Raw genomic sequence first — 26740 nt, 5'->3', positions numbered from 1 at the left:
CAGGAATGATCGACCGAGTCGCCCCCGGGCAGGCGGATACGCCGCCCACTCCCGTTCCAGACACCACCGGCCATGCGGCCGCGGGCCCCGGGGAGCTTGCGGCGTTGGCCGCGTCGATCCGCGCATGGGGCGCGGCGCTGGGCTTTGCCTCGGTGCGCATCGCCGATGTCGACCTCGCGCACGCCGAGCCGGGACTGCTGGCCTGGCTGGCGCAGGGCTACCACGGCGACATGGATTATATGGCCAACCACGGCTTGCGGCGCGCCCGTCCGGCAGAACTGGTGCCCGGCACGGTGCGCGCGATCGTGGCTCGCATGCCGTACATTGCGGCCGCCGGCGCGCACGCGGATGCCGCCGACTGGCGCCGCCACGAGCTGGCGCGGCTGGACGACCCGGCCACCGCGGTGGTGTCGCTGTACGCACGCGGGCGCGATTATCACAAGGTGCTGCGCAGCCGCCTGCAGCAGCTGGCCAGCCGGATCGAGGCCGAGATCGGCAAATTCGGCTACCGCGTCTTTACCGATTCGGCCCCGGTGATGGAAGTGGCGCTGGCCAGCCAGGGCGGACTCGGCTGGCGCGGCAAGCATACGCTGCTGCTGGACCGCGACGGCGGCTCGATGTTCTTCCTCGGCGAGATCCTGGTCGACATCCCGCTGCCAGCCGATCCGCCCGAGTCCGACCATTGCGGCAACTGCCACCGCTGCCTCGACATCTGCCCCACGCGCGCCATCGTCGCCCCCTACCGGCTCGATGCGCGCCGCTGCATTTCCTATCTCACCATCGAGCACAAGGGCGCGATCCCGGTGGAATTCCGCGCGCCGATGGGCAACCGCGTCTACGGCTGCGACGACTGCCAGCTGGCCTGCCCGTGGAACAAGTTCGCGCACGTGGCCACGGTGCCGGACTTCGATGTGCGCAACGGGCTGGACGCGCCCGACATGGTCGCGCTGTTCGCGTGGACCGAAGCCGAATTCAACCAGCGCCTTGAAGGCAGCCCGATCCGCCGCATCGGCCATGAACGCTGGCTGCGCAACCTGGCGGTGGGGCTGGGCAACAGCTTGCGCGCGGCACTGTCGGGCACGCGCGCCGAAGACGCGGCACTGGCCGCGCGCATCCGCGCGGCCTTGCTGGCGCGGCGCGAGAGCGCCACGCCGCTGGTGCGCGAGCATATCGACTGGGCCCTGGCGCAGGGCGGCCCGCCGGCGGAGCAGGACGGCTGAACCGGGTTCTAGCCCAGCCGCCCCGGCGATCGTTCAGCTCACCAGCGCCAGCCACAGCGGCGTGGTGACGATCGCCGCCACCGTCATCAGCGAGATGGTCGCGGCCACCATCGGCCCGTTGCCGCCCATGCGCACGGCCAGGATATAGGCGCTGGAGGCAGTGGGCAGGGAGGCGTACAGCACCACGATCTGATACTGCAGCGCGGTCAGCGGCAGGTGCCGGCCCACCAGCCATGCCACGCACGGCATCGCCACCAGCTTGACCCCGGTCCACCACGCCACCGGCCCGGCGGTGCCGGTGGCACCGCTCATCTGCAGCCCCGCACCCACCGTCATCAGGCCCAGCGCGGTCGACGCCGAGCCCAGCCGGTTCAGCGTCATGCCCAGCACCTCGGGCGCGTGCAGCCCCATCAGGTTGGTCGCCAGGCCGCCCGCGGTGGCCAGGATCAGCGGGTTGCGCGCCAGCTCCTTCCACAGCGTGCTTTGGCCATGCCTGGCCAGCGCCCACACCGCAGCCACATTGCACAACGGCACGGTGCAGCCGACGATCACCGCCATCAGCGCCAGCCCTTCGGAACCGCCCAGCCGCGAGGCCAGCGCCAGCCCGATATAGGAATTGAAGCGGAACGCGGTCTGCAGGCCCGAGGCAAAGCTGAGCGCGTCCGGGCGCAGCACCCATTTGACGGCGTAGCCGCCGGCTATGCCGGTGGCCAGCACCAGCAGCGCCAGGCCCAGCATGGCCGAGGTCGACGAGAAATCCAGCACCGCGGTATTGGTCGACTGCAGCAGCAGCGCCGGGAACAGGACGAAGTAGACCAGCCGCTCCACCCCGCCCCAGAAGGCGCGGTCGAAGGGGGAATAGCGCACCAGCAGCCAGCCGATCAGGATCAGGCTGAAGTCCGGGACCAGCAGGAGGGCGGAAGACATCTAGCGTTGTTGTTGTAGTGGTGGCATGGCGCTGCGGCGGCCCTTGCTGCCGTCGCGTGGAAACGGCGGCAGGGGAGAGATAACGGCAAGAAAGCCGGAATGTGCAGACTAGGGCAGATACGGATAGGTATTTTTCCAGATTTCGGGCAGCATGGCATGCCAAGTTGTACGCCTGCCGCCATGTTGTCCCGCATCCGTTGCGCGCGCCTGCGCGCGAACACCCTGTTCCGCTCCCGCTTCCGCCCTGGCCTTCGGCAGGGCCGCCGCCTGCGCCTGGCCGTCGTGCTGGCGGCGCTCGGCGCCGCCGCCGCGGTGCACGCCGTACCCGGGCCGGCGCGCGCGCTCGAGATCGAAGGCATGCGCTTTGACGATGCGGCGCGCGTGGGCGGCAAGGAGCTGCAACTCAATGGCGCGGCACTGCGCACCGGCTTCCTGACCAAGGGCTACGTGGCCGCACTGTACTTGCAGGAAAAGGCCCGCAACGCAGCCCTGGTACTGGGCACGCCGGGGGCCAAGCGGCTACAGTTGCGCATCCTGCGCGAGACCGAGCCGCCGGCGGTGGTGCGCGCGATCCGCCAGGGCATGCGCGACAACCACAGCGAGGCGCAGATGCAGGGGCTGGCAGCGCGGCTGGTACAGTTCGAGCGCACCCTGGGCGAGATCGGCACCGCGCACAAGGGCGACGTCATCAACCTGGATTTTTCGCCGCAGACGGGGACGGTCATCGCCATCAACGGCACCCCGCGCGGCCGGCCGATTCCCGGCGAAGATTTTTACCAGGCCGTGCTGCGGGTGTTCCTGGGCGAACGCCCGGCCGACGCCGGGGTCAAGCGCGGCCTGCTGGGCGGCTGAACCAGATTACGCTGCCGGCGCACCGCCCGACCTGTGGCACTGCGACGGTTTTTTTGCTTCCGGGCGGCACCCTGCCCGGATTTCTGACGGGAGACATGATCTCATGCAAGCTGGCAAACTCGCACTGACCCTGGCCCTGGCGGCCGCCGCCACCGCGGCGCAAGCCCAGAGCTACCCCACCAAGCCGATCCGCCTGATCATTCCGTTCGCACCGGGCGGCACCACCGACATCGTCGGCCGTGGCGCGGCGGACCAGATGAGCCGCATCCTGGGCCAGCCGGTGGTGGTGGAAAACCGCGCCGGCGGGGGCGGTTCGATCGGCGCCGACGCCATCGCCAAGGCGGCGCCGGACGGCTACACCATCGGCATCTCCACGGTCTCGACCATGGCCGTGAACCCGGCCTGCAACCCCAAGCTGTCGTACGACCCGATCAAGGACTTCAAGCCCATCACCAACCTGGCCAACGTCGCCAACGTGATCGCGGTGAACCCGAACTTCCCGGCCAAGGACTACAAGGAGTTCCTGGCCGTGCTGAAGGCCAACCCGGGCAAGTATTCGTACGCGTCGTCGGGCACCTGCGGCTTCGGCCACATGCTGGGCGAGCAGTTCAAGGTCTCGACCAAGACCTTCATGGTCCATATCCCGTACCGCGGCGCGGGCCCGGCACTGAACGACGTGCTGGCCGGCCAGGTGCCGATCATGGTCGACAACCTGCCGTCGTCGATGCCCTACATCAAGGCCAACAAGCTGCGTCCGATCGTGGTGGCCTGGAACAAGCGCCTGGAATCGATGCCCAATGTGCCCACCTTCGGCGAGATGGGCCTGAAGGAGCCGAACGATCCGGCCTGGTACGGCCTGGTGGCACCGGCGGGCACGCCTGACGAGATCATCAAGAAGCTCAACGAAGCCGCCGTCAAGGCGCTGCAGGACAAGGACTTCCAGCAGCGCCTGCGCACCGCCGGCGCCGAGCCGTCGGGCAACACCCCGGCGCAGCACGCGGCGGAAATCAAGAAGGAATTCGACAAGATGAAGAATCTGGTGAAGGTGCAGAACATCAAGCTGGAGCAGTAAAAAAAGCAAAACGGGCTGCGCGGTTTTGAGCGCGCCCAAGCCGCCGGAGCTCGCCTGAGCAAGGTGTTCTCCCTCTCCCCTCACGGGGAGAGGGTCGGGGTGAGGGGTGGTTTAGCTGGAAGCCACCTCAAGCGAAGCCCAACTGCCCGAAGGCCGCCGCGAGGCGGCCTTTTTTTCTGCGCCCGCCAAAAAGCACTAAAATCCAGCATTCGCCCCAGCCCGACCGCCATGCCCGCCAACTACGACGCCATCCTTACCGCCCCGTTCGGCAAGATCGGCGTGCGCACGGACGGGGCGTGCATCCGGGCCATCGTGTACCTTCCCGGGCACGTCGAGGCGCATGCGCCGGCCGATGCGCTGACGCAGCGGCTCGCCGCGCAACTGGCGGCCTATTACGACGATCCCGACACCGCTTTCGACCTGCCGCTGGCCCCGGCCGGCAGCGAGTTCCAGCAGCGCGTGTGGCAGGCCATCTGTGCCGTGCCGCGCGGCGCCACCACCACCTACGGCACCATCGCCGAAGCCATCGGCGCGATGCCGCGCGCGGTCGGCCAGGCCTGCGGACAAAATCCTTTCCCGATACTGATACCGTGCCATCGCGTGGTGTCCGCGCGCGGCATCGGCGGTTTCTCCCACCATGCCGAAGACGGCTTCTACCTCGACGTCAAACGCTGGCTGCTGCGCCATGAGGGCGCCATGCTGATATGAGCGGCGCCGCGCCGGCAGCCGAGCTCGCCGCCGTCCCCAGCGATGCCGACGTGGCCCTGGTCAGCCGCTTCTGCGACGCGCTGTGGCTCGAAGACGGGCTTTCGCGCAACACCATCGACGCCTACCGGCGCGACCTGACGCTGCTGGCGCGCTGGCTGCAGCACGAACGCCGCGGTGAGCTGCTGGGCGCTGACGACGGCGCGCTGTCGGCGTACTTCAGCGCGCGCCACACGCAGACCCGCGCGTCGTCGGCGAACCGGCGCCTGGCGGTGTTTCGCCGCTTCTACCAGTGGGCGCTGCGCGAGCACCTGGTGCAGACCGATCCCTGCCTGCTGCTGCGCCCGGCCAAGCAGCCGCCGCGCTATCCCAAGACCCTGACCGAACCCCAGGTCGACGCGCTGCTGGAAGCGCCTGACACCGGCACGCCGCTGGGGCTGCGCGACCGCACCATGCTCGAGCTGATGTACGCGAGCGGGCTGCGCGTGTCGGAGCTGACCCAGATGAAGACCATCGAGATCGGCCTGAACGAGGGCGTGGCGCGCGTGGTCGGGGGCAAGGGCGACAAGGAACGGCTGGTGCCGTTCGGCCAGCAGGCCGGCGACTGGCTGCGCCGCTACCTGGCCAGCGCGCGTCCCGCGCTGCTGGCGGGGCGTGCCTGCGATGCGCTGTTCGTCACCCAGCGCGGCGAAGGCATGACGCGGCAGGCGTTCTGGCACCTGATCAAGCGCCATGCGCGCGATGCCGGCGTGCACGCGCCGCTGTCACCGCACACGCTGCGGCATGCCTTCGCCACGCACCTGCTGAACCACGGCGCCGACCTGCGCGTGGTGCAGCTGCTGCTGGGGCACGCCGACATCTCAACCACCCAGATCTATACCCACGTCGCCCGCGAACGCCTGCGCGAGCTGCACCAGCAGCACCATCCGCGCGGCTGAACGCCGGGGCGGCGGCCACTGTCATGAGCAAGTCCAGACACGTTTCGGAAACTCCCGCCACGCAAACCCTGCGCAAGCATGGCGTTGCCTTCGGCGAGCACCCCTATGCCTATGTCGAGCACGGCGGCACCGGCGAGTCGGCGCGCCAACTTGGCGTGCCCGAGCATGACGTGATCAAGACCCTGATCATGGAAGACGAGCGCGCGCAGCCGCTGGTGGTGCTGATGCACGGCGACTGCTCGGTCTCGACCAAGAACCTGGCGCGCCAGACCGGGCGCAAGAGCGTGCAGCCGTGCAAGCCCGAGGTGGCGCAGCGGCATAGCGGCTACCTGGTGGGCGGCACCTCGCCGTTTGGCACGAAGAAGCGCATGCCGGTGTATGTGGAAGCGACCGTGCTCGAACTGGCGCGCATCTATATCAACGGCGGGCGCCGCGGCTACCTGGTGAGCCTGGACCCGAAGCTGCTGCCCGCGCTGCTAGACGCCCAGCCGGTGCAGTGCGCGCTGCCCGACTGAGCCTGACTGGCGGCAGCTCGAGGGAAGCCTCCACGCCAATCGGAGAAATCACGGTCGTGGCGGCGGCCCCCGCCGCGCTACAATCGCGCCAGCCTGCAAACATCCCACTCCACATGGCCAATCTGCTTTTTGCCCTTGCCGCCTACCTGATCGGCTCTGTTTCCTTCGCTGTGGTCGTCAGCAAGCTGATGGGGCTGCCGGACCCGCACTCCTACGGCTCGGGCAACCCCGGCGCCACCAACGTGCTGCGCACCGGCAACAAGAAGGCCGCGATCCTGACGCTGATCGGCGATGCCCTGAAGGGCTGGCTGGCGGTCTGGCTGGCGGCGCGCTTCGGGCCGGCGCATGGCCTCAACGACACCGGCCTCGCCATGGTGGCGCTGGCGGTGTTCCTGGGCCACCTGTTCCCCGTGTTCCACCGCTTTGCCGGCGGCAAGGGCGTGGCCACCGCGGCCGGCATCCTGCTGGCGATCAACCCGGTCCTGGGACTCGGCACGCTGGCCACCTGGCTGATCATCGCCTTCTTCTTCCGCTATTCGTCGCTGGCGGCGCTGGTGGCGGCGATCTTCGCGCCGTTCTTCCACGTGCTGATGAACGGCGTCGATGTGATGGCCGGCGCGATCTTCATGATCAGCGTGCTGCTGATTGCACGGCACCGGCAGAACATCGCCAAGCTGCTGGCGGGCAAGGAAAGCCGGATCGGGGAGAAGAAGAAGGTTTGAAGCATGCAGCCCACTGGCAAACGCAACGGCTGACCACATCAGCACCCCCGCGGCGTACTCCCTCTCCCGCTTGCGTGAGAGGGGGGCAAACCAGCGTTCATCACACCACCCCCGCCCCGAACACCATTTCCACCCGCAGCCCGCCCCCCTCGGCATTCACCAGGTTGAGCTTGCCGCCCGCCTGCCGCACCAGCCGGTCGACGATGGCCAGCCCCAGCCCCGAATGCGCATTGCCGCCGCGCGCCGGGTCCAGCCGCACGAACGGCAGCGTGGCGCGTTCCTTGTCGCCATCGGGAATGCCGTCGCCCTGGTCCTCCACCACCAGCATGTAGCCATCCGGCGTGCGCGAGGTCGCGATGCAGACCGGCGGCTTGCCGTAGGCGTAGGCGTTGTCGACCAGGTTGCCGACGATGCGGTCCAGCTGCGTGGCGATCATGCGGAAGCCATCGCCCGCCTCCAGCGACAGCACTACCTGGCGCTCCTGCTCGGCCAGCGATGCGGCCAGCTCGTTGACGCGCCGGTCCACCGGCACCGGCCGCGCGGTCGACTCGCTGGTCTGCGCGAAGCTCAGGAACTGCTCGACGATGGCCGCCATCGATTCGACGTCGCGCGTGACCCCCGCGGCGGCTTTCGGATCGGCGAGCATTTCGGCACGCAGCCGCAGGCGCGCCAGCGGCGTCTTCAGGTCATGGGCGATGCCGGCCAGCATGGTGTTGCGCTCCTGGTCGATGCGCGCCAGGTCGGCCACCATGCGGTTGAAGCGCTCGATCAGCTGGCGCAGCTCATGCGGGCCGCGCTCGCGCAGCGGCGGCACCGCGTGCTGGCGCGACAGCAGCGCGGCGGCGTTGGCCATGTCGCGCACCGGGCGCTGGATCTGCCACGCGATCAGCACAGCGAACACGATCGCCACGCCCACCACCAGCATCACGCCGGGCACCAGCCGGTTGTCCGGCGGCGGGTTGTGGACCCACAGGATCGGCATGGCGATCCAGTTGGCGCGGTCCGGCAGCTTGATCCAGATGCGCGGCGTGGTCTCGTCCTCCAGGCGGATCTCGGTGCCCTGCGGCAGCCTGCGGATAAACTGTTCGACCAGCCGGCGCGAGCGCCCGCCCTTTGGCACGGTGGCGTGCTCGTCGGCATCGGCGGTATTGGCGGTCTCCACCAGGCTCGGCAGCTTCGCCGGCGGGCGCGCGTCGAGCGCGCGCTCGATGCTGTCGAGCTGGAACAGCATCTGCTCCACGGAATAGTCGACCTGCTGCTGGCGGCGGTCCATGCGCAGGATGGCGAGCCACGAGAAATGGCTGATCACCAGCACCGCGGCGATCAGCAGCGCAATGCGGCCGAACAGGGTATCGATACGTCGCAACTTCATTGGAAGGCAGTTCTGGTGGCTAACGGCGCCAGCGCGTGGCGGGCGCAGCCATTATTCGGGGAGCCCCGCCGGAATCTCTTCCGCTTCATCGGGCACGAAGGTATAGCCGCGCCCGCGCACGGTCTGGATATAGCGCGGGCGCTGCGCATCCTCGTCCAGCAGCCGGCGCAGGCGCCAGATCTGCACGTCGATGCCGCGGTCGCTGATGCCGCTGGCACTGCCATACATCAGCTCGACGATGCGCTCGCGCGACAGCACTTCGAGCGGATGCATCAGCAGCAGCTTGAGCAGCGCGAACTCGGTATCGCTGATCGACAGCGGCTGGCCGGCACGCAACAGCGTGCGCTGGCGGAAGTTGACGCGGAACGGGCCGAACGCGACCGACTCGCGGTCTTCGGGCGCCGCCGCCGGGCGCGCCAGCTTGCGGCGCAGCACGGCATTGATGCGCGCCAGCAGTTCGCGCGGCGAGAACGGCTTGCCGAGGTAGTCGTCGGCGCCGATCTCCAGGCCGACGATGCGGTCGATCTCGTCGCTGCGGGCCGTGAGCAGGATCACCGGGATATCGTCGTTCCTGGCGCGCAGGTTGCGCAGCGCGGTCAGGCCGTCGACCTTGGGCATCATCAGGTCCAGCACGATCAGCGCCGGCCGCTCGCGCTCCAGGCGCGCCTGCAGGCCGTCGCCGTCATGCATCACCGAGACGGCGAAGCCCTGCTGGGTCAGGTATTCGCGCAGCAGATCGCGCAGTTCGGGATCGTCGTCGACGACGAGGATCTGGGTAGGCTGGTTCGTTCGCATAGGCACATGATAGTCAGCCCCGGCGCCACATACGCCGGCGGGGCCGGACGGTTTTGTTTCCGCAGGTTACACCCGGGGTCCTGGTAATCCTCTGTAATAAATCGGCCGGCCACCGAAATACGGGCGTCCGCGTCCGCACATTATCCTTGCCGCATGACTCGCCGGCGGCGCCGCCCCATGCGCGCCGCACGGCACACGCCGGCACGCTTGCGGCCCCTTGGACCCGCTTCCCCGCGAGGCCGGCCTGCGCCCATGCGATGCGGCATACTGCGGCATCGCCACTTGCCAGCAGAACATTACGGCGCGCCCGGGCGCGCCGTTCCCAGGATTGCGGACATGTCCCACCCCGAACCAGGCCAACCTAACCCTTCCCCCTCCCCGTCTTCCCGCCCACCCCTGCCGCCAGGCACCCCGCGCAGGAACCGGCGCCGCCTGTATGCCGGGCTGCTGGTGCTGTTGCTGGCCGGGGGCGGCTGGTACTGGTATGCGCACCGCGGCGACGCCCCCAAAGGCGTCGCCGGGGGCCCCGGCGGCGCCAGCGGACCCGCGGCGGGAGGTCCCGGCGGCCCGGGCGGGCGCGCCGGCATGCCGCGCTCTCCGGTGGTGGTAGCCACCGTGGTCCAGCGCGACATGGACGTGGTCCTGAACGGGCTGGGCAACGTGACCCCGGTCTCGAACGTCACCGTGCGCGCGCAAGTGTCCGGGCCGCTGCTCAAGGTGCTGTTCAAGGAAGGCCAGATGGTCAAGGCCGGCGACGTGCTGGCCGAGATCGACCCGCGCCCGTTCCAGGCCGCGCTCGACCAAGCCGTGGGCCAGCTGGCGCGCGACCAGGCGCTGCTGCAGAACGCGCGGCTGGACCAGCAGCGCTACCGCACCCTGCTGGGCCAGGACTCGATCTCCAAGCAGCAGGTCGACACCCAGGACGCGCTGGTGCGCCAGTACGAGGGCGTGGTCAAGACCGACCAGGGCAATGTCGCCAACGCGCGGCTGCAGCTCGGCTATACGAAGATCGTCGCGCCGGTGTCGGGCCGCATCGGCCTGCGCCAGGTCGATCCGGGCAACATCGTCAATACCAGCGACACCAATGGCATCGCGCTGATCACGCAAATCCAGCCGATCGCGGTGATGTACACCATCCCCGAGGACAACCTGCCCTCGGTGCTGAAGAAGCTCAACGCCGGCGAGAAACTGCCGGTGCAGGCCTGGGACCGCCAGGTGCGCAACCAGCTGGGCGAAGGTACGCTGCTGACCACCGACAACCAGATCGACACCACCACCGGCACGGTCAAGCTCAAGGCGGTCTTCGCCAATGCCGACGGCATGCTGTTCCCCAACCAGTTCGTCAACGTGCGCACCCGCGTGGACACGCTCAGGGATGCCACCGTGATCCCGGTCGCGGCGATCCAGCGCGGCCAGCAGGGCACCTTTGTCTACACCGTGGACGAGGCCAGCAAGGTCAAGGTGCAGGTGGTCACGCTCGGCCCTGGCGATGGCAGCCGCAACGCCGTGCTGAAGGGCCTGGAGCCCGGCCAGCGCGTGGTGATCGACGGCGCCGACCGGCTCAAGGAAGGCATGACGGTCGAGGCGGTCGACCCGGCCGCGCGCGCCGCGGCGGTGGTGCCGGCGAGCCAGCCGCGCGCACGCGGGCGGCGCCAGCGCGACGGCGCCGGCGGCGCCAGCGGCGCGCATGCCGATGCCAGCGCGGCCGCGGGGGCCTCGGCGCCGCAGGGCGAACACCGCCGCCACCGCGAAGCGGGCGCCAGCGTGCCAGGCGCGCGCGGCCCGCAGCAGTAAGGACCGCGCATGAACCCCTCACGCCTCTTCATCGAGCGCCCGGTTGCCACGGCGCTGCTGATGCTGGCCATCCTGCTGTCCGGGCTGGTGGCGTACCGGCTGCTGCCGCTGTCGGCGCTGCCCGAGGTCGACTACCCGACCATCCAGGTCACCACGCTCTACCCCGGCGCCAGTCCGGACGTGATGACCTCGTCGGTGACCGCGCCGCTGGAGCGGCAGTTCGGGCAGATGCCGGGCCTGAAGCAGATGTCGTCATCCTCGTCCGGCGGCGCCTCGGTGATCACGCTGCAGTTCGAGCTGACGTTGCCGCTGGACGTGGCCGAGCAGGAGGTGCAGGCCGCCATCAACGCCGGCAGCAACCTGCTGCCGTCCGACCTGCCGATGCCGCCGGTCTACAGCAAGGTCAACCCGGCCGACGCGCCGATCATGACCATCGCCATGACCTCCGACACCATGCCGCTGCCCAAGCTGCAGGACATGGTCGATACCCGCGTGGCGCAGAAGATCTCGCAGATCCAGGGCGTGGGCCTGGTCACCATCAGCGGCGGCCAGCGCCCGGCGGTGCGGATCCAGGCCAACCCGGCCGCGCTGGCGTCGCTGGGCATGTCGATCGACGACCTGCGCACCGCCATCGGCGCGTCCAACGTCAACGGCGCCAAGGGCAGCTTCGACGGCCCGGCGCGCGCCTCTACCATCGACGCCAACGACCAGCTGCGCTCGGCCGACGAATACCGCCAGATCATCCTGGGCTACAAGAACGGCGCGCCGATCCGCATCACCGACGTGGCCGAGATCGTCGACGGCCCCGAGAACAGCCGCCTGGCCGCATGGGCCAACGACAAGCCCGCGATCGTGCTGAACATCCAGCGCCAGCCGGGCGCCAACGTGATCGAGGTGGTGGACCGCATCAAGGCGCTGCTGCCGCAGCTGCAGAATGCGCTACCGGCCTCGGTCCATGTGCAACTGCTGACCGACCGCACCACCACCATCCGCGCCTCGGTCGAGGACGTGCAGTTCGAGCTGCTGCTGGCGATCGCGCTGGTGGTGCTGGTGATCTTCCTGTTCCTGCGCAATATCCCCGCCACCATCATCCCCGGCGTGGCGGTGCCGCTGTCGCTGGTGGGCACCTTCGGCGTGATGTACCTGGCCGGCTTCTCGATCAACAACCTGACGCTGATGGCGCTGACCATCGCCACCGGCTTCGTCGTCGATGACGCGATCGTGATGATCGAGAACATCATGCGCTACATCGAAAAAGGCGATTCCCCGATGCAGGCGGCGCTGAAGGGTTCCAGGCAGATTGGCTTCACCATTATCTCGCTGACGTTCTCGCTGGTGGCGGTACTGATCCCGCTGCTGTTCATGGGCGATGTGGTCGGCCGGCTGTTCCGCGAGTTCGCGATCACGCTGGCGGTGTCGATCCTGATCTCGGCGGTGGTGTCGCTGACGCTCACGCCGATGATGTGCGCGCGCCTGCTGCACCACGTGCCGGAAGAGAAGCTGTCGCGCTTCCACCGCGCCACCGGCCGCTTCTTCGACGACGTGATCGCGCGCTACGGGCGCGGACTGGAGTGGGTGCTGGATCGCCAGAAGGCCACGCTGGTGGTGGCGGTGGCGACGCTGGCGCTGACCGTGCTGCTGTACCTGCTGGTGCCCAAGGGCTTCTTCCCGGTGCAGGACACCGGCGTGATCCAGGGCATCACCGAAGCTGCGCAGACCACCTCGTTCAGCGCCATGGCGCGCAAGCAGGAAGCCGTGGCCAAGGTGGTGATGCAGGACCCGGCGGTGGCCAGCCTGTCGTCGTTCATCGGCGTGGATGGCACCAACACCACGCTCAATGCCGGGCGCATGCTGATCAACCTCAAGCCCAAGGGCGAGCGCGATCCCATCGACGTGGTCACGCAGCGGCTGCAGCAGGCGGTACATGACCTGGGCGGCGTGTCGCTGTACACGCAGCCGGTGCAGGATCTGACCATTGAGGACAAGGTCTCGCGCACGCAGTACCAGTTCACGGTGGAGGATCCTGATCCTGCCACGCTGGCCACATGGGTGCCGAAACTGGTGGAGCGGCTGCGCCAGCAGCCCGAACTGCGCGACGTCACCAGCGACCAGCAGAACAACGGCCTGCGCGCCTATGTCGATATCGACCGCGACGCCGCGGCGCGCTTCGGCATCACCACCGCGGTGATCGACAGCGCGCTGTACAGCGCCTTCGGCCAGCGGCTGGTGTCGACCATCTTCACGCAGTCGAGCCAGTACCGCGTGGTGCTCGAGACCATGCCGGAATTCCGCAAGAACCCGCAGTCGCTGGCCGACCTGCGCCTGCCCTCCTCTTCCGGCGGCCAGGTGCCGCTGGGCGCGTTCGCGCGCATCACCGAGCGCACCGGGCCGCTGGTGATCAACCACCAGGGGCAGTTCCCGGCGGCGACGATCTCGTTCAACCTGGCCCCGGGCGAATCGCTGGGCGCGGCGGTCGACAAGATCACGCAGGTCGAGCATGAACTGGGTCTGCCGATCTCGATGCAGACCAGCTTCCAGGGCGCGGCGCTGGCGTTCCGCGCGTCGCTGTCGAACACGCTGTGGCTGATCCTGGCCGCGGTGGTGACCATGTATATCGTGCTGGGCGTGCTGTATGAAAGCACCATCCACCCGGTCACGATCCTGTCGACGCTGCCGTCGGCCGGCGTCGGCGCGCTGCTGGCGCTGCTGGTGGCGGGGCAGGACCTGGGCATCATCGCCATCATCGGCATCATCCTGCTGATCGGCATCGTCAAGAAAAACGCGATCATGATGATCGACTTCGCGCTCGAGGCCGAGCGCGAAGGCGGCATGCGCCCGCGCGACGCGATCTTCCAGGCCTGCCTGCTGCGCTTCCGCCCGATCCTGATGACCACCATGGCGGCGCTGCTGGCGGCGCTGCCGCTGATGCTGGGTTCCGGCATCGGCAGCGAGCTGCGCCGGCCGCTGGGCGTGACCATGGTCGGCGGGCTGCTGGTCAGCCAGGTGCTGACGCTGTTCACCACGCCGGTGATCTACCTGGCCTTCGACCGCGTGGCGACGCGTGTGAAGGGCTGGCGCAAGCGCCGCTTCGGCGATCCTGAGGAAGGCGGAACCGGCGAGGAGCCGGCCCAGCGATGAACCTGTCCGCCGCCTTTATCCACCGGCCGGTCGCGACCGCGCTGCTGACGCTCGGCATCCTGCTGGCCGGGCTGGCCGCGCTGCGGCTGCTGCCGGTGTCGCCGCTGCCACAGGTGGACTTCCCCACTATCTCGGTATCGGCGTCGCTGCCGGGCGCGAGCCCCGAAACCATGGCCGCGACGGTGGCGACGCCGCTCGAGCGCGCGCTCGGCACCATCGCCGGCGTGACCGAGATCACCTCCAGCAGCTCGCTCGGCTCGACCCGGGTCACGCTGCAGTTCGACCTGTCGCGCAATATCGACGGCGCCGCGCGCGACGTGCAGGCGGCCATCAACGCCTCGCGCGCGACGCTGCCGACCAGCCTGCCCAACAACCCGACCTACCGCAAGGTCAACCCGGCCGACGCGCCGATCATGATCATCGCGCTGACCTCGCCGACCATGACGCGCGGGCAGCTCTACGACGCGGCCTCGACCATCCTGGCGCAGAAGCTGTCGCAGGTCGAGGGCGTGGGCCAGGTCACCATCGGCGGGGCCTCGCTGCCGGCGGTGCGGGTGGAGCTGAACCCGACCGCACTGAACCGCTACGGCATCTCGCTCGAGGACGTGCGCAGCACCATCAGCGCGACCAACGCCAACCGGCCGCTGGGCACGCTGGAGAATGCCGCCAGCAACTGGCAGGTCTACGCCAACGACCAGGCGATGAAGGCGGAAGACTACATGCCGCTGATCATCCGCTACGCCACGCCCGGCACGTACTCGTCGGCATCGGCCGGCGCGCTGATCGCCAGCACCGCCAACGCCGCCGCCAGCGGCGGGGTCAGCACCAAGGTGGTCAACGGCGTCACCGTCACCACGCTGACCACCAGCAGCGGCACCACCACCATCACCAGCGGCGCCACCGGCGGCACCAGCGCCACCAGCGGGCCGAATGCGTTCGCGGTGCCGGTGCGGCTGCGCGACGTCGCCAATGTGGTCGATTCGGTGCAGGACATCCGCAATGCCGGCTCGGCCAACGGCAAGCCGTCGGTGCTGCTGGTGCTGAACCGCTCCCCGGGCGCCAACATCATCGAGACTGTCGACCGCGTCAACGAGATGCTGCCGCAGTTGCAGAAGATGATCCCGGCGGCGATCTCGATGGACGTGATGATGGACCGCACGCCGACCATCCGCGCCTCGCTGCGCGAGGTCGAGCACACGCTGATGATCTCGGTAGCGCTGGTGATCATGGTGGTGTTCGTGTTCCTGCGCAACGTGCGCGCCACCTTCATTCCCAGCGTGGCGGTGCCGGTGTCGCTGATCGGCACGTTTTCGGTGATGTACCTGGCCGGGTTCTCGCTGAACAACCTGTCGCTGATGGCGCTGACCATCGCCACTGGCTTCGTGGTCGACGATGCCATCGTGGTGCTGGAGAACATCTCGCGCCATATCGAGGATGGCATGAAGCCGCTCGCCGCCGCGCTGCGCGGCGCGCGCGAGGTGGGCTTCACGGTGCTGTCGATGAGCCTGTCGCTGATCGCGGTGTTTATTCCGCTGCTGATGATGGGCGGCATTGTCGGCCGGCTGTTCCAGGAGTTCGCGATCACGCTGTCGGTGGCGATCCTGGTGTCGCTGGTGGTCTCGCTGACCACCACGCCGATGATGTGCGCGCGGCTGCTGCGCCCGGCCGAGCCCGAGAAGCAGGGCCGCTTCTTCCGCGCCACCGAGCGCATGTTCCAGTGGCTGCATGACGGCTATGCGCGCTCGTTGTCGACCGCGCTGCGGCTGAGCCCGCTGGTGTGGCTGGTGCTGATCGCCACCATCGCGCTGAACGTGTACCTGTATGTGATCGTGCCCAAGGGGTTCTTCCCGCAGCAGGATACGGGACGGCTGATCGGCTTTATCCGCGCCGACCAGGCCACCTCGTTCCAGGCCATGCGCGGCAAGCTCGACAGCTTCATCAGGATCGTCCAGTCCGACCCGGCGGTGGTCAACGTGACCGGCTTTACCGGCGGCTCGCAGCGCAATACCGGGCAGATGTTCGTCACGCTCAAGCCGCTGTCTGAGCGCAAGGAATCGGCCGACGCCATCATCGCGCGGCTGCGCGGCAAGCTGGCCAAGGAGCCCGGCGCCAGCCTGTTCCTGCAGTCGGTGCAGGATATCCGCGTGGGCGGGCGCCAGAGCAGTTCGCAGTACCAGTTCACGCTGCAGTCCGACGACCTGGAAGTGCTGCGCGCGTGGGAGCCCAAGGTGCGCGCGGCGCTGTCCAACCTGAAGGGGCTCGAGGATATCGATACCGACACCAACGACAAGGGCTTGCAGACCTCGGTGATCATCGACCGCGATGCGGCCTCGCGCCTGGGCGTGACTGCGCAGCAGGTCGACGCGGTGCTGAACGACGCCTTCGGACAGCGGCTGGTGTCGACCATCTACCATCCGCTGAACCAGTACCGCGTAGTGATGGAGCTGAGCCAGGAATACCTGCAGGGGCCGGATGCGCTCAAGGACATCTATGTGGTCACCGGCAATGGCAAGCGCGTGCCGCTGGCCGCGTTCGCGCACGTGACGCCGAGCAGCACGCCGCTGGGCGTGAACCACCAGGGCCAGTTCGCGGCCTCGACGATCTCGTTCAACCTTGCCGAGGGCACCTCGCTGTCGCAGGCCACCGACGCGATCACGCGCGAGATGGCGCGCATCGGCGCGCCGGAGACGCTGCGCGCCAACTTCCAGGGCGGCGCCAAGGCGTTCCAGGATTCGCTCAAGAGCCAGCCGATCCTGATCCTGGCGGCGCTGATCACGATCTATATCGTGCTGGGCGTGCTGTACGAGAGCTACGTGCACCCGCTGACGATCCTGTCGACGCTGCCGTCGGCCGGCGTCGGCGCGCTGCTGGCCCTGCTGGCGTCGAAGACCGACTTCAGCATCATCGCGCTGATCGGCGTGATCCTGCTGATCGGCATCGTCAAGAAGAACGCGATCATGATGATCGACTTCGCCATCGACGCCGAGCGGCGCGAGGGTCTGTCGCCGCGCGACGCCATCTATCGCGCCTGCCTGCTGCGCTTCCGCCCGATCCTGATGACCACCATGGCCGCGCTGCTGGGCGCGGTGCCGCTGGCGCTGGGCCGCGGCGACGGCGCCGAGCTGCGCGCGCCGCTGGGTATTTCCATTGTCGGCGGACTGGTGGTGAGCCAGCTGCTGACGCTGTACACCACGCCGGTGGTCTACCTGACGCTGGACCGCTGGCGCCTGCGGGTCAAGGCCTGGCGCCAGCGCCGTCGCGGCGCCGGCACGCCTGACCAGCCGGCCGCCGTTTAGTGATGCAGAGATTCGCCATGACCGCTTTTTCCCGCTTGCTGACCCATGCCCTGCCAGTACCGCTGGCGTGCGCGCTGCTGCTGACCAGCTGCGCCGTCGGCCCCGACTACCAGCGCCCCGATGCGCCGGTGTCCGAATCCTTCAAGGAAGCCGATGCCGCCACCCCGGCCTGGCGTGGCGACTGGAAGCCCGCCGAGCCGCAGGATGCGCTGGCGCGCGCCGACTGGTGGACGGTGTTCGGCGACGCGCAGCTCGATGCGCTGATGGCCGAGGTGCAGATTTCGAACCAGAACATCAAGGCCGCCGAGGCGCAGTACCGCCAGGCGGTGGCGTCGCTGCAGGCCGCGCGCGCCGGGTTCTTCCCCACCGTTGATGCGCAAGCCGGGGCCTCGCGCGCGCGCGGCGCCAGCGGCAACACGCTCAACGGGCAGAACCTCACGCTGGGCGCGACCTGGGAGCTCGACGTCTGGGGCCGCGTGCGGCGCCAGGTGGAAAGCAGCGAGGCCAGCGCGCAGGCGAGCGAGGCCGACCTGGCGTCGGCGCTGCTGTCGACGCAGGCGACGCTGGCGCAAAGCTACTTCCTGCTGCGCGTGGCCGATGCGCAGAAGGCGCTGCTGGACCGCACCGTGGCCGACTACCAGAAGTCGCTGCAGCTGGTGCAGAACCAGTACGCCGCCGGCACCGCGCAGCGCTCCGACGTGCTGCAGTCCGAGACCCAGCTCAAGAGTGCGCAGGCGCAGCAGATCGATATCCAGATCACGCGCGCGCAACTGGAGCACGCCATCGCCGTGCTGGTGGGCAAGCCGCCCGCGGCACTGTCGCTGGCCGCCGGCGAGTTCCGCGCCGCCGCGCCGCGCGTGCCGGCCGCGCTGCCGTCGCAACTGCTGGAGCGCCGCCCCGACATCGGCGCGGCCGAGCGCCGCATGGCGTCGGCCAATGCGCAGATCGGCGTGGCCCAGGCGGCCTACTACCCGACCCTGTCGCTGTCGGCCAGCGGCGGCCTGACCGCCAGCACGCTGGCGCGCTGGATGTCGCTGCCCGACCGGATCTGGTCGATCGGCGGCGGGCTGGCCGGCACACTGTTCGACGGCGGCCTGCGCAGCGCGGCCAAGGCGCAAGCGGTGGCGGCCTACGACCAGACCGTGGCGAACTACCACCAGACCGTGCTGGGCGCGTTCCAGGAGGTCGAGGACAACCTCGCCGCGCAGCGGCTGCTGGAAGAGGAGGCGGTGGTGCAGAACGACGCGCTGCGCTCGGCGCGCGAGGCGCTGGCGCTGGTCAACAACCGCTACCGCGCCGGCACCGCGGGCCTGCTCGATGTGCTCACGGCGCAGACCAGCGCCTACACCGCCGAGCGCACCGCGCTGTCGATCAGCGGGCGCCAGTACACCGCAGCCGTGGTGCTGATCAAGGCGCTGGGGGGCGGCTGGCACGCCCAGCCGGTGAATGGCAATGCCGGTGGCCAGGAAGCCGCCACCGTCGGGCAGCGCTAGGCGCCGCGCTGCGGCGCGCTCGGCAACGGCTGCGCGCAGATGCGCTCGCGCAGCCAGGTGGCGGCCTTGCCCAGCGGCCGCTGCTTGTGCCAGACCAGCTCCATCGCCACCGGCCAGTCCTGCTGCTGGAACGCCAGCGGCGGCGACACCAGCTGCGCCGCGGCCGGCGAATTGGCCACCACGTGCCATGGCACGAAGGCCCAGCCCAGTCCGCGCTTGACCAGCTCGACGATGACCCACTGGCTTTCGACCCACCACACGTCGGCGGCGACACGCAGGCGCATCTTTTCCTCGCTATCGGTGCGGGTCGCGACCATCAGCTGGCGGTAGCGCTTGAGCTCTTCCCAGTCGACCCGTTGCGATGCCAGCGGATGGTCGGGCGCGCACAGGATCTGCATCGGCATCCAGCCCAGCGCATGGAAGCCCAGTTCCGGTGGCAGCACCTCCTGGCGCCACATGATGCCGAGGTCGGCGCAGCCCTCGAGCACCAGGCGGCTGACGTCCTCCATCAGCGGAAAGAGGAGCTCGAGCTCTACCGCCGGGAAGCGCCGGGAAAATTCTTCCAGCAGCACGCCCAGCGTCTCTTCCGGATACAGCTCGTCGACCGCCAGCACCAGCCGCGTCTCCACGCCCTCGCCCAGGCTCTTGGCGACGCCGCGGAAGTGCTCGCAGCGCTCCAGGATCACGCGTGCCTCCGCCAGCAGCCGCTCGCCGGCCGGGGTCAGCACCGGGTAGCGGCCGGCACGGTCGAACAGCGCGTTGCCGGCATCGATCTCCAGGTTGGACACCGCCGCGCTGACCACCGACTGGGCCTTGCCCAGGCGGCGCGCGGCGGCGGAAAACGAGCCGGTGTCGGCTGCCGCGACGAAGGCCTGCAATTGCTCCAGCGAGAGACTCATCCGTACCTCCGTCTCGACATCTATCTGTTAAACCGATGGTATCCAACTTGGCAATCCCTGCCCAGCAGATAGACTAGGCCCCATCGTGTTTGCCTGCAAGGAGAAACCATGCGCAAAACCTGGGACCGGATCCGCCATGCCGTTGGCTTCGAGGTGGTCGGCCTGCTGATCTTCGCCCCGCTGGCGAGTTGGGCCTTCGGTTATGAACTGCACCAGATGGGGCTGATCGGCGCGGTCGCCTCGCTGATCGCCACCGGCTGGAACTACCTGTACAACGTGCTGTTCGACAAGGGCATGCTGCGTTTCACCGGCCAGCTGCGCAAATCGGTGCCGGTGCGCGTGCTGCACGCGCTGCTGTTCGAGCTGGGCCTGCTGGTGGTGTTTTTGCCGTCGCTGGCGTGGTATCTCGGTATCAGCCTGGTCGAAGCGCTCATCATGGACATCGCCGTGGCCGGCTTCTACATGGTCTACGCGTTGGTGTACAACTGGCTGTACGACATCGTGTTCCCGGTGCCGTCGGTCAAGGCGCAGTCCAAGCCGCAATCCAAGCCGGAGAGCGCCGCGCTGGGCTGAGCAGGGTTTTTCCCGACCCCGGACGCCATGCGCCGGGGTCTTTCCCGTCTTGCCGCAACCGGTCGAATCGTTATACTCCATAACAAATTCGATCGCCGGGTGCCGCCATGCGCGGCTCCGGCGCGAACTGCACGCGGGAGACACCATGAAGATCGCAATCGCCGGAGGCGGCATCGGCGGACTGACGCTGGCGCTGCTGTGCCACCACCACGGCATCGAGGCCGAGGTCTGGGAAGCCAGCGAATCGCTGCGCCCGCTGGGCGTGGGCATCAACCTGCTGCCGCACGCCGTGCGCGTGCTGGACCAGCTGGGCCTGCGCGATGCACTGGCCGCGATCGCCGTCGAGACCTCGTCCCTGTCGTACTACAACAAGCTGGGCCAGCGCATCTGGCATGAGCCGCGCGGGCTGGCCGCCGGCTATGACTGGCCTCAGTTCTCGATCCACCGCGGCGAATTCCAGATGCTGCTGCACCGCACGGTGGTCGAGCGCCTGGGCCCCGGCGCGGTCCATACCGGCCACAGCTTTGAAACCGTGCTGGACACCGGCGCGCATGGCCCCGCGCGCTTTGTCCTGCGCCGCCGCGGCGACAACGCCGGGGTCGAGGCCAGTGCCGACGTGCTGGTCGGCGCCGACGGCATCCATTCGGCGGTGCGCCGCCATTTCTACCCCACCGGCGACCAGCCGCGCTTTTCGCGCCGTCTGTTGTGGCGCGCGGTCACCGAGGCGCCGCCGTACCTCGACGGCCGCTCGATGTTCATGGCCGGGCACCAGGACCAGAAGTTCGTCGCCTACCCCATCTCCGAACCGCTGCGCCGCCAGGGCCGCGCGCTGGTCAACTGGATTGCCGAACTGCGCGTGCCCGACAGCGTGCCCGACACCCCGCCGCGCAGCGACTGGAACAAGCAGGTCGACAAATCCGTGTTCCGCGCGCAGTTTGCCAACTGGCAGTGGGACTGGATCGACATTCCCGCGCTGATCGACGGCGCCGAGGCCATCTACGAATTTCCGATGGTCGACAAGGACCCGCTGCCGCGCTGGACCTTCGACCGCGTCACGCTGCTGGGCGACGCCGCGCACCCGATGTACCCGATCGGCTCGAACGGCAGCGCCCAGGCCATCCTCGACGCACGCTACCTGGTCGACAGCCTGCGCGGCACCCGCGACACCGGCTACGCGCTGCGCGAATACGAGGCCGAGCGCCTGCCGCGCACCGCCGGCATCGTGCTGCGCAACCGCATGAACGGCCCCGAGCAGGTGATGCAGCTAGCCGAGGAACGCGCGCCGCAGGGTTTCGCCGAGATCGACCAGGTGATTCCGCGGGCGGAACTGGAAGCGATCTCGCTGCGGTACAAGCAACTGGCAGGCTTCGACCGGCAATCGATGCAGGGCAAGACTTAAACCAGTGCCAACGGTGTACTCCCTCTCCCCTCATGGGGAGAGGGCCGGGGTGAGGGGTGGTCTAGCAACAGGCCACAGCAAGCGAAGCTGATGGTTTTTATCCTGAAGTCATCAGCCATTGACGCTCCTGCCCTCACCCCCTGCCCCTCTCCCGCAAGCGGGAGAGGGGAGCAAACCCGCAGGCGCGGACACGCATCAGACCAATCAGACCGAGGAGACAGCCATGGCACCCCATTCCCCGACAACCCTCACCCGGCTCGCACTGACCGCCATCCTGGCGTTCACCGCCACCACCGCGCTCGCCGACATCACCGTCGGCGTCAGCCTGTCCACCACCGGGCCGTCGGCGTCGCTGGGCATCCCGCAGAAAAACTCGCTGGCCTACCTGCCGCAGCAGCTCGGCGGCGAGCCGGTGCGCTACATCGTGCTGGACGATGCCTCCGATCCCACCCAGGGCGCCAAGGTGGCGCGCCGCTTTGTCGCCGAGGACAAGGTCGACATCATCCTGGGCTCGTCAGCGGTGGCGCCTTCGATCGCCATTGCCGAGGTAGCCGACGAAGCCCAGACCGTGCAGCTGGCGTTCTCGCCGATCGAGCTGAAGCCCGGGCGCGGCGCCTGGACCTTCCGGCTGGCACAGCCGGTGCGTCTGATGGCCAATGCCGTGGCCGCCACCGCCAAGACCAACGGCGTCAAGACCATCGGCTTTATCGGCTTTGCCGATGCCTACGGCGAGACCTGGCTGAAGGACTTCACCGCCGCCGCCACGGCCAACGGCATCCGCCTGATCGCCACCGAGCGCTACGGCCGCGCCGACACCAGCGTGACCGCGCAGGCGCTCAAGCTGATTGCGGCCAAACCCGATGCCATCCTGATCGCCGGCGCCGGCACCGGCGCCGCGCTGCCGCACACCACGCTGCGCGAGCGCGGCTACGGCGGCACCCTCTACCAGACCCACGGCGCGGCCACCAAAGACCTGATCCGTATCGGCGGGCGGCTGGTCAACGGCGCGATCCTGCCCGCCGGCCCGGTGATCGTGCCGGAGCAGCTGCCCGCGGCCGACCCGGTGCGCAAGCCCGGGCTGGACTACGTCACCCGCTATGAAAAGCAGTACGGGGCCGACAGCCGAACGCAGTTCGGCGCCCATGCCTACGATGCCGGGCTGGTGCTGGAACGCATCGTGCCCGTGGCCCTGAAGCACGCCCGGCCAGGGACGCCGGCGTTCCGCCAGGCGCTGCGCCATGCGCTGGAGACCGAGCGCGACATCGTGGTGTCGCACGGCGTGCTGAATTACAGTGGGCAAGACCACTATGGCTTCGACCAGCGCGGGCGGGTTATGGTGACAATAGAGAACGGCAACTGGAAACTGCTCAAATGATTCCCGACGCATCCGGCACACCGCCCGCCGTCCCCGCGCGGCGGGCCCGCACCGCCGCGGCGCCCGCGCGGCGCAAGGCCCGCGACCCGCTGGCACCCGACCCTGCCGCCGGCGACAGTGCCGACGCCGGCTTCGATCCCCATGTGCCGAACATCGACTACGGCGTGCTCGACAACCTGGTCGGCTACGCCATCCGCCGCGCGCAGATCCGCATCTATGAAGACTTCGTGCACTCGCTGGCGCAATGGCAGATCACGCCGCCGCGCTTTTCGGCGCTGGTGATCATCTCGCGCAACCCGCATTTGAAGCTGACCGAGCTGGCCCGGATCCTGGGCATCGCGCGCTCGGGCGCGGTGCTGCTGGTCGATGCGCTGGAAGCGATGAAGCTGGTGGCGCGGCGCCCCGCCGCCGCCGACCGGCGCGCCTACAGCCTGGTGCTGACCCCGGCGGGGCGCCGCACGCTGGAAGCCGCCACGCAGGCGGTGGTGGCGCACGACGCCCACGTCAGTTCGGTGCTGAGCGAAGCCGAGCAGGCCACGCTGAAATCGCTGCTGGCGCGGCTGGCACCGCCGCGCGCGGGCTGAACCCGCCGGGCATCAAGGCTGTCATGCGCTTGCCGGCGGCCATGCGTTAACATGGCCGCCATGCCAAGAACCATCGCCGCGCCTACCGCAGCGCGACCCGGGGCCCTGCTGCGCCGCCTGTCGCCACTGCTCTCGCCCATCATTGCCGCCGTGCTGCTGGCCGGCGGCCCGGCACTGACCCCGGCCCACGCCAAGCCGCCCGCCAAGGCAGCGAAGGCGGCCAAGGCAGCAAAAGCCGCGAAAGCCCCCAAAGCTTCGAAAGCCGCCAAGGCCGCCGCCGACCCGGCGCTGGTCAGCGCCGGCGTGCCGGCCCCGGTGGCCGCGGCGCTGCGCCGCGCCGGCGTGCCGGCGGCGGCGGCCAGCTTCTACGTGGTGCGGCTCGGCGACAGTACCGCGCGGGCCAGCTGGAACGCGCAGCAGCCGATGAACCCGGCCTCGACCATGAAGCTGGTCACCACCTTCGCGGGCCTGCAGCTGCTAGGGCCCGACTACCGCTGGCAGACCTCGCTCTACGCCGACGCGCAGCCTGGCTTCGATGGCACCGTCAACGGCAACGTCTACCTGCGCGGCCACGGCGATCCCAAGCTGGTGCCCGAGGAAATGGCCAAGCTGGTGGCCCGCGCGCGCGCCGCCGGCGCCACCACCATCAACGGCGACCTGGTGCTGGACCGCAGCTACTTCGCCGATGGCCTGGACAGCAACGGCACCATCGACGGCGAAATGCAGCGCGCCTACAACGTCGGGCCCGATGCGCTGCTGTACGCCTTCAAGACGCTGTCGTTCACGCTGACGCCGGACCCGGCCACGCAGACCGTGGCGGTCAGCGTCACGCCGGAACTGGCGCAGCTCAAGCTCGACAACCGGCTGACGCTGACCAACGGCCGCTGCGGCGACTGGCAGAGCAACGCCAGTCCCACCGTGCTGCCGCAGGCGGACGGCACCGTGCTGGCGTCGTTCGCGGGCGACTATGCCAGCGACTGCGGCGAGCACGTGCTCAATATCGCCACGCTGTCGCATGCGGAATTCACCTGGGGCGGCTTCGTCGCCGAGTGGCAGCGCGCGGGCGGACGCTTTGCCCACCTGCCCGCGCTGCGCAGCGGCAAGGTGCCGCGCGGCGCCGTGCTGCTGGCGCGCCACTACGGCCTGCCACTGGCCGACATCGTGCGCGACATCAACAAGTTCTCGAACAACGTGATGGCACGGCAGCTGTTCCTGACCATCGGCGCCGAGATGGACCGCGGCGGGCCCGCCAGCACCGGACGCTCGATCCGCGTGGTGCAGCACTGGCTGGCGCGCCAGGGGCTGGACATGCCGGGGCTGGTGCTGGACAACGGCTCGGGCCTGTCGCGCGCGGAACGCATCAGCGCCTATGACATGGCGCGGCTGCTGCAGCAGGCGGCGGCCAGCAAGGTGGGGCCGGCGCTGATCGACTCGCTGCCGGTGTTGGGCGTCGACGGCACGCTGCGCAACCGCCTGACGCGCGCCAACGCGGCCGGCAACGGCTACCTGAAGACCGGCACGCTGGCCGACGTGCGCGCGCTGGCCGGCTATGTGGATGCGGCCGAAGGCGGCCGCTACGTGGTGGTGAGCATGATCAACCACCCCAATGCCGCACAGGCGCAGGAGGCGCATGACGCCCTGCTGCAGTGGGTGTATCGCGGGGCACCCTGACGCCCCTTCGACCAGGCCACGTCGCGGCGCCGTGGCCTGCCGCCAACGGCGCGCTGGCATTTTGTTAAGCAGCCGCTTACCAGCCCGCCATCCACCCTATAATGCCAGGGTGCCGGCCGCGTTCCGCGGCGGCAGCCTTCCGGACCGGCCCTCGGCCCCGGGCCGCATTGCCCCCACTTCCTCTGACATGACTTCCCGACAACCCCCGGCGTGGTTGCGACTCTGGCATCGCTTCGCACCCGCCGAACGCGCCGGCTTTATCGACGGCGCGCGCCGCTTTGCCCCGTCCCTGCCCGCGGTATTTTCCTGGGGCCTGGTCACGGGCGTGGCCATGAGCAAATCCGTGCTGACGGTGCCCGAGGCCATCGGCATGTCGCTGCTGGTCTATGCCGGCTCGGCGCAGCTGGCGGTGCTGCCGCTGTTCGCCGCCGGGCTGCCGCTATGGACCATCTGGCTGACCGCGGCCATGGTCAACCTGCGCTTCGTCATTTTCAGCGCCGGCATGCAGCCGCATTTCAGCTACCTGACGCTGGCGCGGCGCACGGTGCTGGGCTTCTTCAACGGCGACCTGCACTTCGTCTACTTCCTGCAGAAGTACAGCACGCCCGGCTATGAGCCCGGCAAGGAAGGCTACTTCTGGGGCATGGCGCTGACCAATTTCTGCATGTGGCAGGTGTCGTCGATCATCGGCATCGTGCTGGCCAGCCTGTTCCCCGACAGCTGGGGCCTGGGCCTCGCCGGCACCATGGCGCTGATCCCGGTGATGATCGCCACCATCAACTCGCGCTCGACGCTGATGGCGGTGGTGATTTCCGCGGTGCTGGCGCTGCTGTGCTTCGACCTGCCGTACCGGCTCGGGCTGGTGGTGGCCGTGGTGGGCGCGATCGCCGCCGGCATGGCCAGCGACGAACTGGCCGCGCGCGCGGCGCTGCGCGGCATCCGGCGGCGCAAGCCGGCGCCGCTCGCCAACCCCCCGCAGAAGCCGGCGCCCAACGCGGCGGACGTACCGGGAGACCGCGCATGAGCCATACCGAAGTCTGGATCGCGCTGATCGGCATGGCGGTGGTCACCGTGATCACCCGCGCGCTGTTCCTGATGGCGGGCGAGCACATCACCGTGCCGGACCGCATCCAGCGCGCGCTGCGCTACGCGCCAGCGGCGGCGCTGGCTGCCATCATCCTGCCGGACCTGATGACCTGGCAGGGCCATTTCACGGTGGCGTTGAGCAACTACAAGCTGATGGCTGGGGTGGCGGCGACGGTGTTCTACCTGCTCACCAGGAAGATGGTGGGGATGATTGCGGTGGGGATGGCGGTGTATACGGGGCTCAGGTTGCTTGGGGGATGAACCCCCTTGCGCCGGACGCCGGCCGACCCGGACGCGTCCGCCTGCGCGCCAGG

22 protein-coding genes are annotated in these 26740 nt (G+C 69.1%); 18 read left to right on the top strand and 4 right to left on the bottom strand.

The genetic code is table 11. The annotated features are described in order from the left end of the window. The first annotated feature begins 5 nt into the window (after nt 1-5). Nucleotides 6-1220, top strand: a complete 1215-nt coding sequence (gene queG, locus ACOCMH_RS19690) for a tRNA epoxyqueuosine(34) reductase QueG (protein ID WP_427312631.1) — start codon at nt 6-8, stop codon at nt 1218-1220. Nucleotides 1221-1253: 33 nt separating this feature from the next. Here the strand turns inward: queG and ACOCMH_RS19685 are convergent, their stop codons facing one another. Beyond that, the gene (locus tag ACOCMH_RS19685) at nt 1254-2147 is read right to left on the bottom strand and encodes an AEC family transporter (protein WP_427312630.1); all 894 of its coding nucleotides are present in this window, start codon (nt 2145-2147) and stop codon (nt 1254-1256) included. A 180-nt stretch (nt 2148-2327) separates the two neighbouring features. Between ACOCMH_RS19685 and ACOCMH_RS19680 the strand changes: the two genes are divergently transcribed. From ACOCMH_RS19680 to plsY, 6 genes are all read left to right on the top strand, one after another. Continuing rightward, entirely contained in the window at nt 2328-2999 is a 672-nt protein-coding gene (locus tag ACOCMH_RS19680; RefSeq protein ID WP_427312629.1) for a chalcone isomerase family protein, read from the top strand. Between the two features lie 103 nt (nt 3000-3102). Then, nucleotides 3103-4071 (top strand): tripartite tricarboxylate transporter substrate binding protein BugE, encoded by a 969-nt coding sequence (locus tag ACOCMH_RS19675; RefSeq protein ID WP_427312628.1) that lies wholly within the window; start codon nt 3103-3105, stop codon nt 4069-4071. Between the two features lie 228 nt (nt 4072-4299). After that, nucleotides 4300-4779, top strand: coding sequence for a methylated-DNA--[protein]-cysteine S-methyltransferase (locus ACOCMH_RS19670; RefSeq protein ID WP_427312627.1), 480 nt, complete (start codon nt 4300-4302; stop codon nt 4777-4779). Beyond that, entirely contained in the window at nt 4776-5714 is a 939-nt protein-coding gene (gene xerD, locus ACOCMH_RS19665; RefSeq protein ID WP_427312626.1) for a site-specific tyrosine recombinase XerD, read from the top strand. The genes ACOCMH_RS19670 and xerD overlap by 4 nt, the downstream gene beginning before the upstream one ends. Nucleotides 5715-5737: 23 nt before the next feature. Then, entirely contained in the window at nt 5738-6229 is a 492-nt protein-coding gene (locus ACOCMH_RS19660) for an aminoacyl-tRNA deacylase (RefSeq protein WP_427312625.1), read from the top strand. A 113-nt stretch (nt 6230-6342) separates the two neighbouring features. After that, nucleotides 6343-6951, top strand: coding sequence for a glycerol-3-phosphate 1-O-acyltransferase PlsY (gene plsY, locus ACOCMH_RS19655; RefSeq protein ID WP_427312624.1), 609 nt, complete (start codon nt 6343-6345; stop codon nt 6949-6951). Nucleotides 6952-7051: 100 nt separating this feature from the next. Here the strand turns inward: plsY and ACOCMH_RS19650 are convergent, their stop codons facing one another. Together ACOCMH_RS19650 and ACOCMH_RS19645 are read right to left on the bottom strand one after the other, a co-directional pair. Beyond that, the gene (locus tag ACOCMH_RS19650) at nt 7052-8323 is read right to left on the bottom strand and encodes an ATP-binding protein (protein WP_427312623.1); all 1272 of its coding nucleotides are present in this window, start codon (nt 8321-8323) and stop codon (nt 7052-7054) included. 51 nt (nt 8324-8374) lie between these two features. After that, nucleotides 8375-9118 (bottom strand): response regulator, encoded by a 744-nt coding sequence (locus ACOCMH_RS19645; protein ID WP_427312622.1) that lies wholly within the window; start codon nt 9116-9118, stop codon nt 8375-8377. A 336-nt stretch (nt 9119-9454) separates the two neighbouring features. Between ACOCMH_RS19645 and ACOCMH_RS19640 the strand changes: the two genes are divergently transcribed. Genes ACOCMH_RS19640 through ACOCMH_RS19625 form a run of 4 tightly spaced genes read left to right on the top strand, consistent with a single transcriptional unit; the run spans nt 9455 to nt 18839 of the window. Then, nucleotides 9455-10912 (top strand): MdtA/MuxA family multidrug efflux RND transporter periplasmic adaptor subunit, encoded by a 1458-nt coding sequence (locus tag ACOCMH_RS19640; protein ID WP_427312621.1) that lies wholly within the window; start codon nt 9455-9457, stop codon nt 10910-10912. 9 nt (nt 10913-10921) lie between these two features. Next, nucleotides 10922-14050, top strand: coding sequence for an MdtB/MuxB family multidrug efflux RND transporter permease subunit (locus ACOCMH_RS19635; RefSeq protein WP_427312620.1), 3129 nt, complete (start codon nt 10922-10924; stop codon nt 14048-14050). Next, nucleotides 14047-17346 (top strand): efflux RND transporter permease subunit, encoded by a 3300-nt coding sequence (locus tag ACOCMH_RS19630; RefSeq protein ID WP_427312619.1) that lies wholly within the window; start codon nt 14047-14049, stop codon nt 17344-17346. Before ACOCMH_RS19635 ends, ACOCMH_RS19630 begins: the two co-directional genes overlap by 4 nt. A gap of 17 nt (nt 17347-17363) precedes the next feature. Then, entirely contained in the window at nt 17364-18839 is a 1476-nt protein-coding gene (locus ACOCMH_RS19625) for an efflux transporter outer membrane subunit (RefSeq protein WP_427312618.1), read from the top strand. Here the strand turns inward: ACOCMH_RS19625 and ACOCMH_RS19620 are convergent. Further along, nucleotides 18836-19738: a LysR family transcriptional regulator gene (locus tag ACOCMH_RS19620; RefSeq protein WP_427312617.1), complete on the bottom strand. Its 903-nt coding sequence runs from the start codon at nt 19736-19738 to the stop codon at nt 18836-18838. The two genes, ACOCMH_RS19625 and ACOCMH_RS19620, sit on opposite strands and share 4 nt — an antisense overlap. 108 nt (nt 19739-19846) lie before the next feature. On the opposite strand from ACOCMH_RS19620, the gene ACOCMH_RS19615 reads away from it, so the two are divergent. The 7 genes from ACOCMH_RS19615 to ACOCMH_RS19585 all read left to right on the top strand — a co-directional run bounded on the left by ACOCMH_RS19615 (nt 19847) and on the right by ACOCMH_RS19585 (nt 26687). After that, a complete protein-coding gene (locus tag ACOCMH_RS19615) occupies nt 19847-20311 on the top strand; it encodes a PACE efflux transporter (protein ID WP_427312616.1) in 465 nt (154 codons plus the stop codon). Nucleotides 20312-20456: 145 nt separating this feature from the next. Then, the gene (locus ACOCMH_RS19610; protein WP_427312615.1) at nt 20457-21710 is read left to right on the top strand and encodes a flavin-dependent oxidoreductase; all 1254 of its coding nucleotides are present in this window, start codon (nt 20457-20459) and stop codon (nt 21708-21710) included. A 223-nt stretch (nt 21711-21933) separates the two neighbouring features. Next, a complete protein-coding gene (locus tag ACOCMH_RS19605; RefSeq protein ID WP_427312614.1) occupies nt 21934-23085 on the top strand; it encodes an ABC transporter substrate-binding protein in 1152 nt (383 codons plus the stop codon). After that, a complete protein-coding gene (locus ACOCMH_RS19600; protein WP_427312613.1) occupies nt 23082-23669 on the top strand; it encodes a MarR family winged helix-turn-helix transcriptional regulator in 588 nt (195 codons plus the stop codon). Before ACOCMH_RS19605 ends, ACOCMH_RS19600 begins: the two co-directional genes overlap by 4 nt. A 51-nt stretch (nt 23670-23720) precedes the next feature. Continuing rightward, a complete protein-coding gene (gene dacB, locus ACOCMH_RS19595; RefSeq protein WP_427312612.1) occupies nt 23721-25340 on the top strand; it encodes a D-alanyl-D-alanine carboxypeptidase/D-alanyl-D-alanine endopeptidase in 1620 nt (539 codons plus the stop codon). A gap of 187 nt (nt 25341-25527) precedes the next feature. Beyond that, nucleotides 25528-26364, top strand: a complete 837-nt coding sequence (locus tag ACOCMH_RS19590) for an AzlC family ABC transporter permease (protein WP_427312611.1) — start codon at nt 25528-25530, stop codon at nt 26362-26364. Next, a complete protein-coding gene (locus ACOCMH_RS19585; RefSeq protein WP_427312610.1) occupies nt 26361-26687 on the top strand; it encodes an AzlD domain-containing protein in 327 nt (108 codons plus the stop codon). The genes ACOCMH_RS19590 and ACOCMH_RS19585 overlap by 4 nt, the downstream gene beginning before the upstream one ends. Nucleotides 26688-26740: the final 53 nt, after the last annotated feature.

This window comes from Cupriavidus sp. H39, assembly GCF_050271075.1.
Taxonomy (GTDB): Bacteria; Pseudomonadota; Gammaproteobacteria; order Burkholderiales; family Burkholderiaceae; genus Cupriavidus; species Cupriavidus necator_B.
The sequence above is the reverse complement of the archived record's forward strand: the minus strand, read 5'-3'. Positions and strand labels throughout refer to the sequence as shown.

What these genes read in the sequence shown, in the direction of transcription:
- ACOCMH_RS19675 (WP_427312628.1), top strand. Translation starts at nt 3,103, where the DNA reads ATGCAAGCTGGCAAACTCGCACTGACCCTGGCCCTGGCGGCCGCCGCC.
- queG (WP_427312631.1), top strand. Translation starts at nt 6, where the DNA reads ATGATCGACCGAGTCGCCCCCGGGCAGGCGGATACGCCGCCCACTCCC.
- ACOCMH_RS19585 (WP_427312610.1), top strand. Translation starts at nt 26,361, where the DNA reads ATGAGCCATACCGAAGTCTGGATCGCGCTGATCGGCATGGCGGTGGTC.
- ACOCMH_RS19630 (WP_427312619.1), top strand. Translation starts at nt 14,047, where the DNA reads ATGAACCTGTCCGCCGCCTTTATCCACCGGCCGGTCGCGACCGCGCTG.
- ACOCMH_RS19590 (WP_427312611.1), top strand. Translation starts at nt 25,528, where the DNA reads ATGACTTCCCGACAACCCCCGGCGTGGTTGCGACTCTGGCATCGCTTC.
- ACOCMH_RS19680 (WP_427312629.1), top strand. Translation starts at nt 2,328, where the DNA reads ATGTTGTCCCGCATCCGTTGCGCGCGCCTGCGCGCGAACACCCTGTTC.
- ACOCMH_RS19670 (WP_427312627.1), top strand. Translation starts at nt 4,300, where the DNA reads ATGCCCGCCAACTACGACGCCATCCTTACCGCCCCGTTCGGCAAGATC.
- ACOCMH_RS19635 (WP_427312620.1), top strand. Translation starts at nt 10,922, where the DNA reads ATGAACCCCTCACGCCTCTTCATCGAGCGCCCGGTTGCCACGGCGCTG.
- ACOCMH_RS19625 (WP_427312618.1), top strand. Translation starts at nt 17,364, where the DNA reads ATGACCGCTTTTTCCCGCTTGCTGACCCATGCCCTGCCAGTACCGCTG.
- xerD (WP_427312626.1), top strand. Translation starts at nt 4,776, where the DNA reads ATGAGCGGCGCCGCGCCGGCAGCCGAGCTCGCCGCCGTCCCCAGCGAT.
- ACOCMH_RS19605 (WP_427312614.1), top strand. Translation starts at nt 21,934, where the DNA reads ATGGCACCCCATTCCCCGACAACCCTCACCCGGCTCGCACTGACCGCC.
- ACOCMH_RS19650 (WP_427312623.1), bottom strand. Translation starts at nt 8,323, where the DNA reads ATGAAGTTGCGACGTATCGATACCCTGTTCGGCCGCATTGCGCTGCTG.
- ACOCMH_RS19615 (WP_427312616.1), top strand. Translation starts at nt 19,847, where the DNA reads ATGCGCAAAACCTGGGACCGGATCCGCCATGCCGTTGGCTTCGAGGTG.
- ACOCMH_RS19685 (WP_427312630.1), bottom strand. Translation starts at nt 2,147, where the DNA reads ATGTCTTCCGCCCTCCTGCTGGTCCCGGACTTCAGCCTGATCCTGATC.
- ACOCMH_RS19640 (WP_427312621.1), top strand. Translation starts at nt 9,455, where the DNA reads ATGTCCCACCCCGAACCAGGCCAACCTAACCCTTCCCCCTCCCCGTCT.
- plsY (WP_427312624.1), top strand. Translation starts at nt 6,343, where the DNA reads ATGGCCAATCTGCTTTTTGCCCTTGCCGCCTACCTGATCGGCTCTGTT.
- ACOCMH_RS19660 (WP_427312625.1), top strand. Translation starts at nt 5,738, where the DNA reads ATGAGCAAGTCCAGACACGTTTCGGAAACTCCCGCCACGCAAACCCTG.
- ACOCMH_RS19645 (WP_427312622.1), bottom strand. Translation starts at nt 9,118, where the DNA reads ATGCGAACGAACCAGCCTACCCAGATCCTCGTCGTCGACGACGATCCC.
- ACOCMH_RS19610 (WP_427312615.1), top strand. Translation starts at nt 20,457, where the DNA reads ATGAAGATCGCAATCGCCGGAGGCGGCATCGGCGGACTGACGCTGGCG.
- ACOCMH_RS19600 (WP_427312613.1), top strand. Translation starts at nt 23,082, where the DNA reads ATGATTCCCGACGCATCCGGCACACCGCCCGCCGTCCCCGCGCGGCGG.
- ACOCMH_RS19620 (WP_427312617.1), bottom strand. Translation starts at nt 19,738, where the DNA reads ATGAGTCTCTCGCTGGAGCAATTGCAGGCCTTCGTCGCGGCAGCCGAC.
- dacB (WP_427312612.1), top strand. Translation starts at nt 23,721, where the DNA reads ATGGCCGCCATGCCAAGAACCATCGCCGCGCCTACCGCAGCGCGACCC.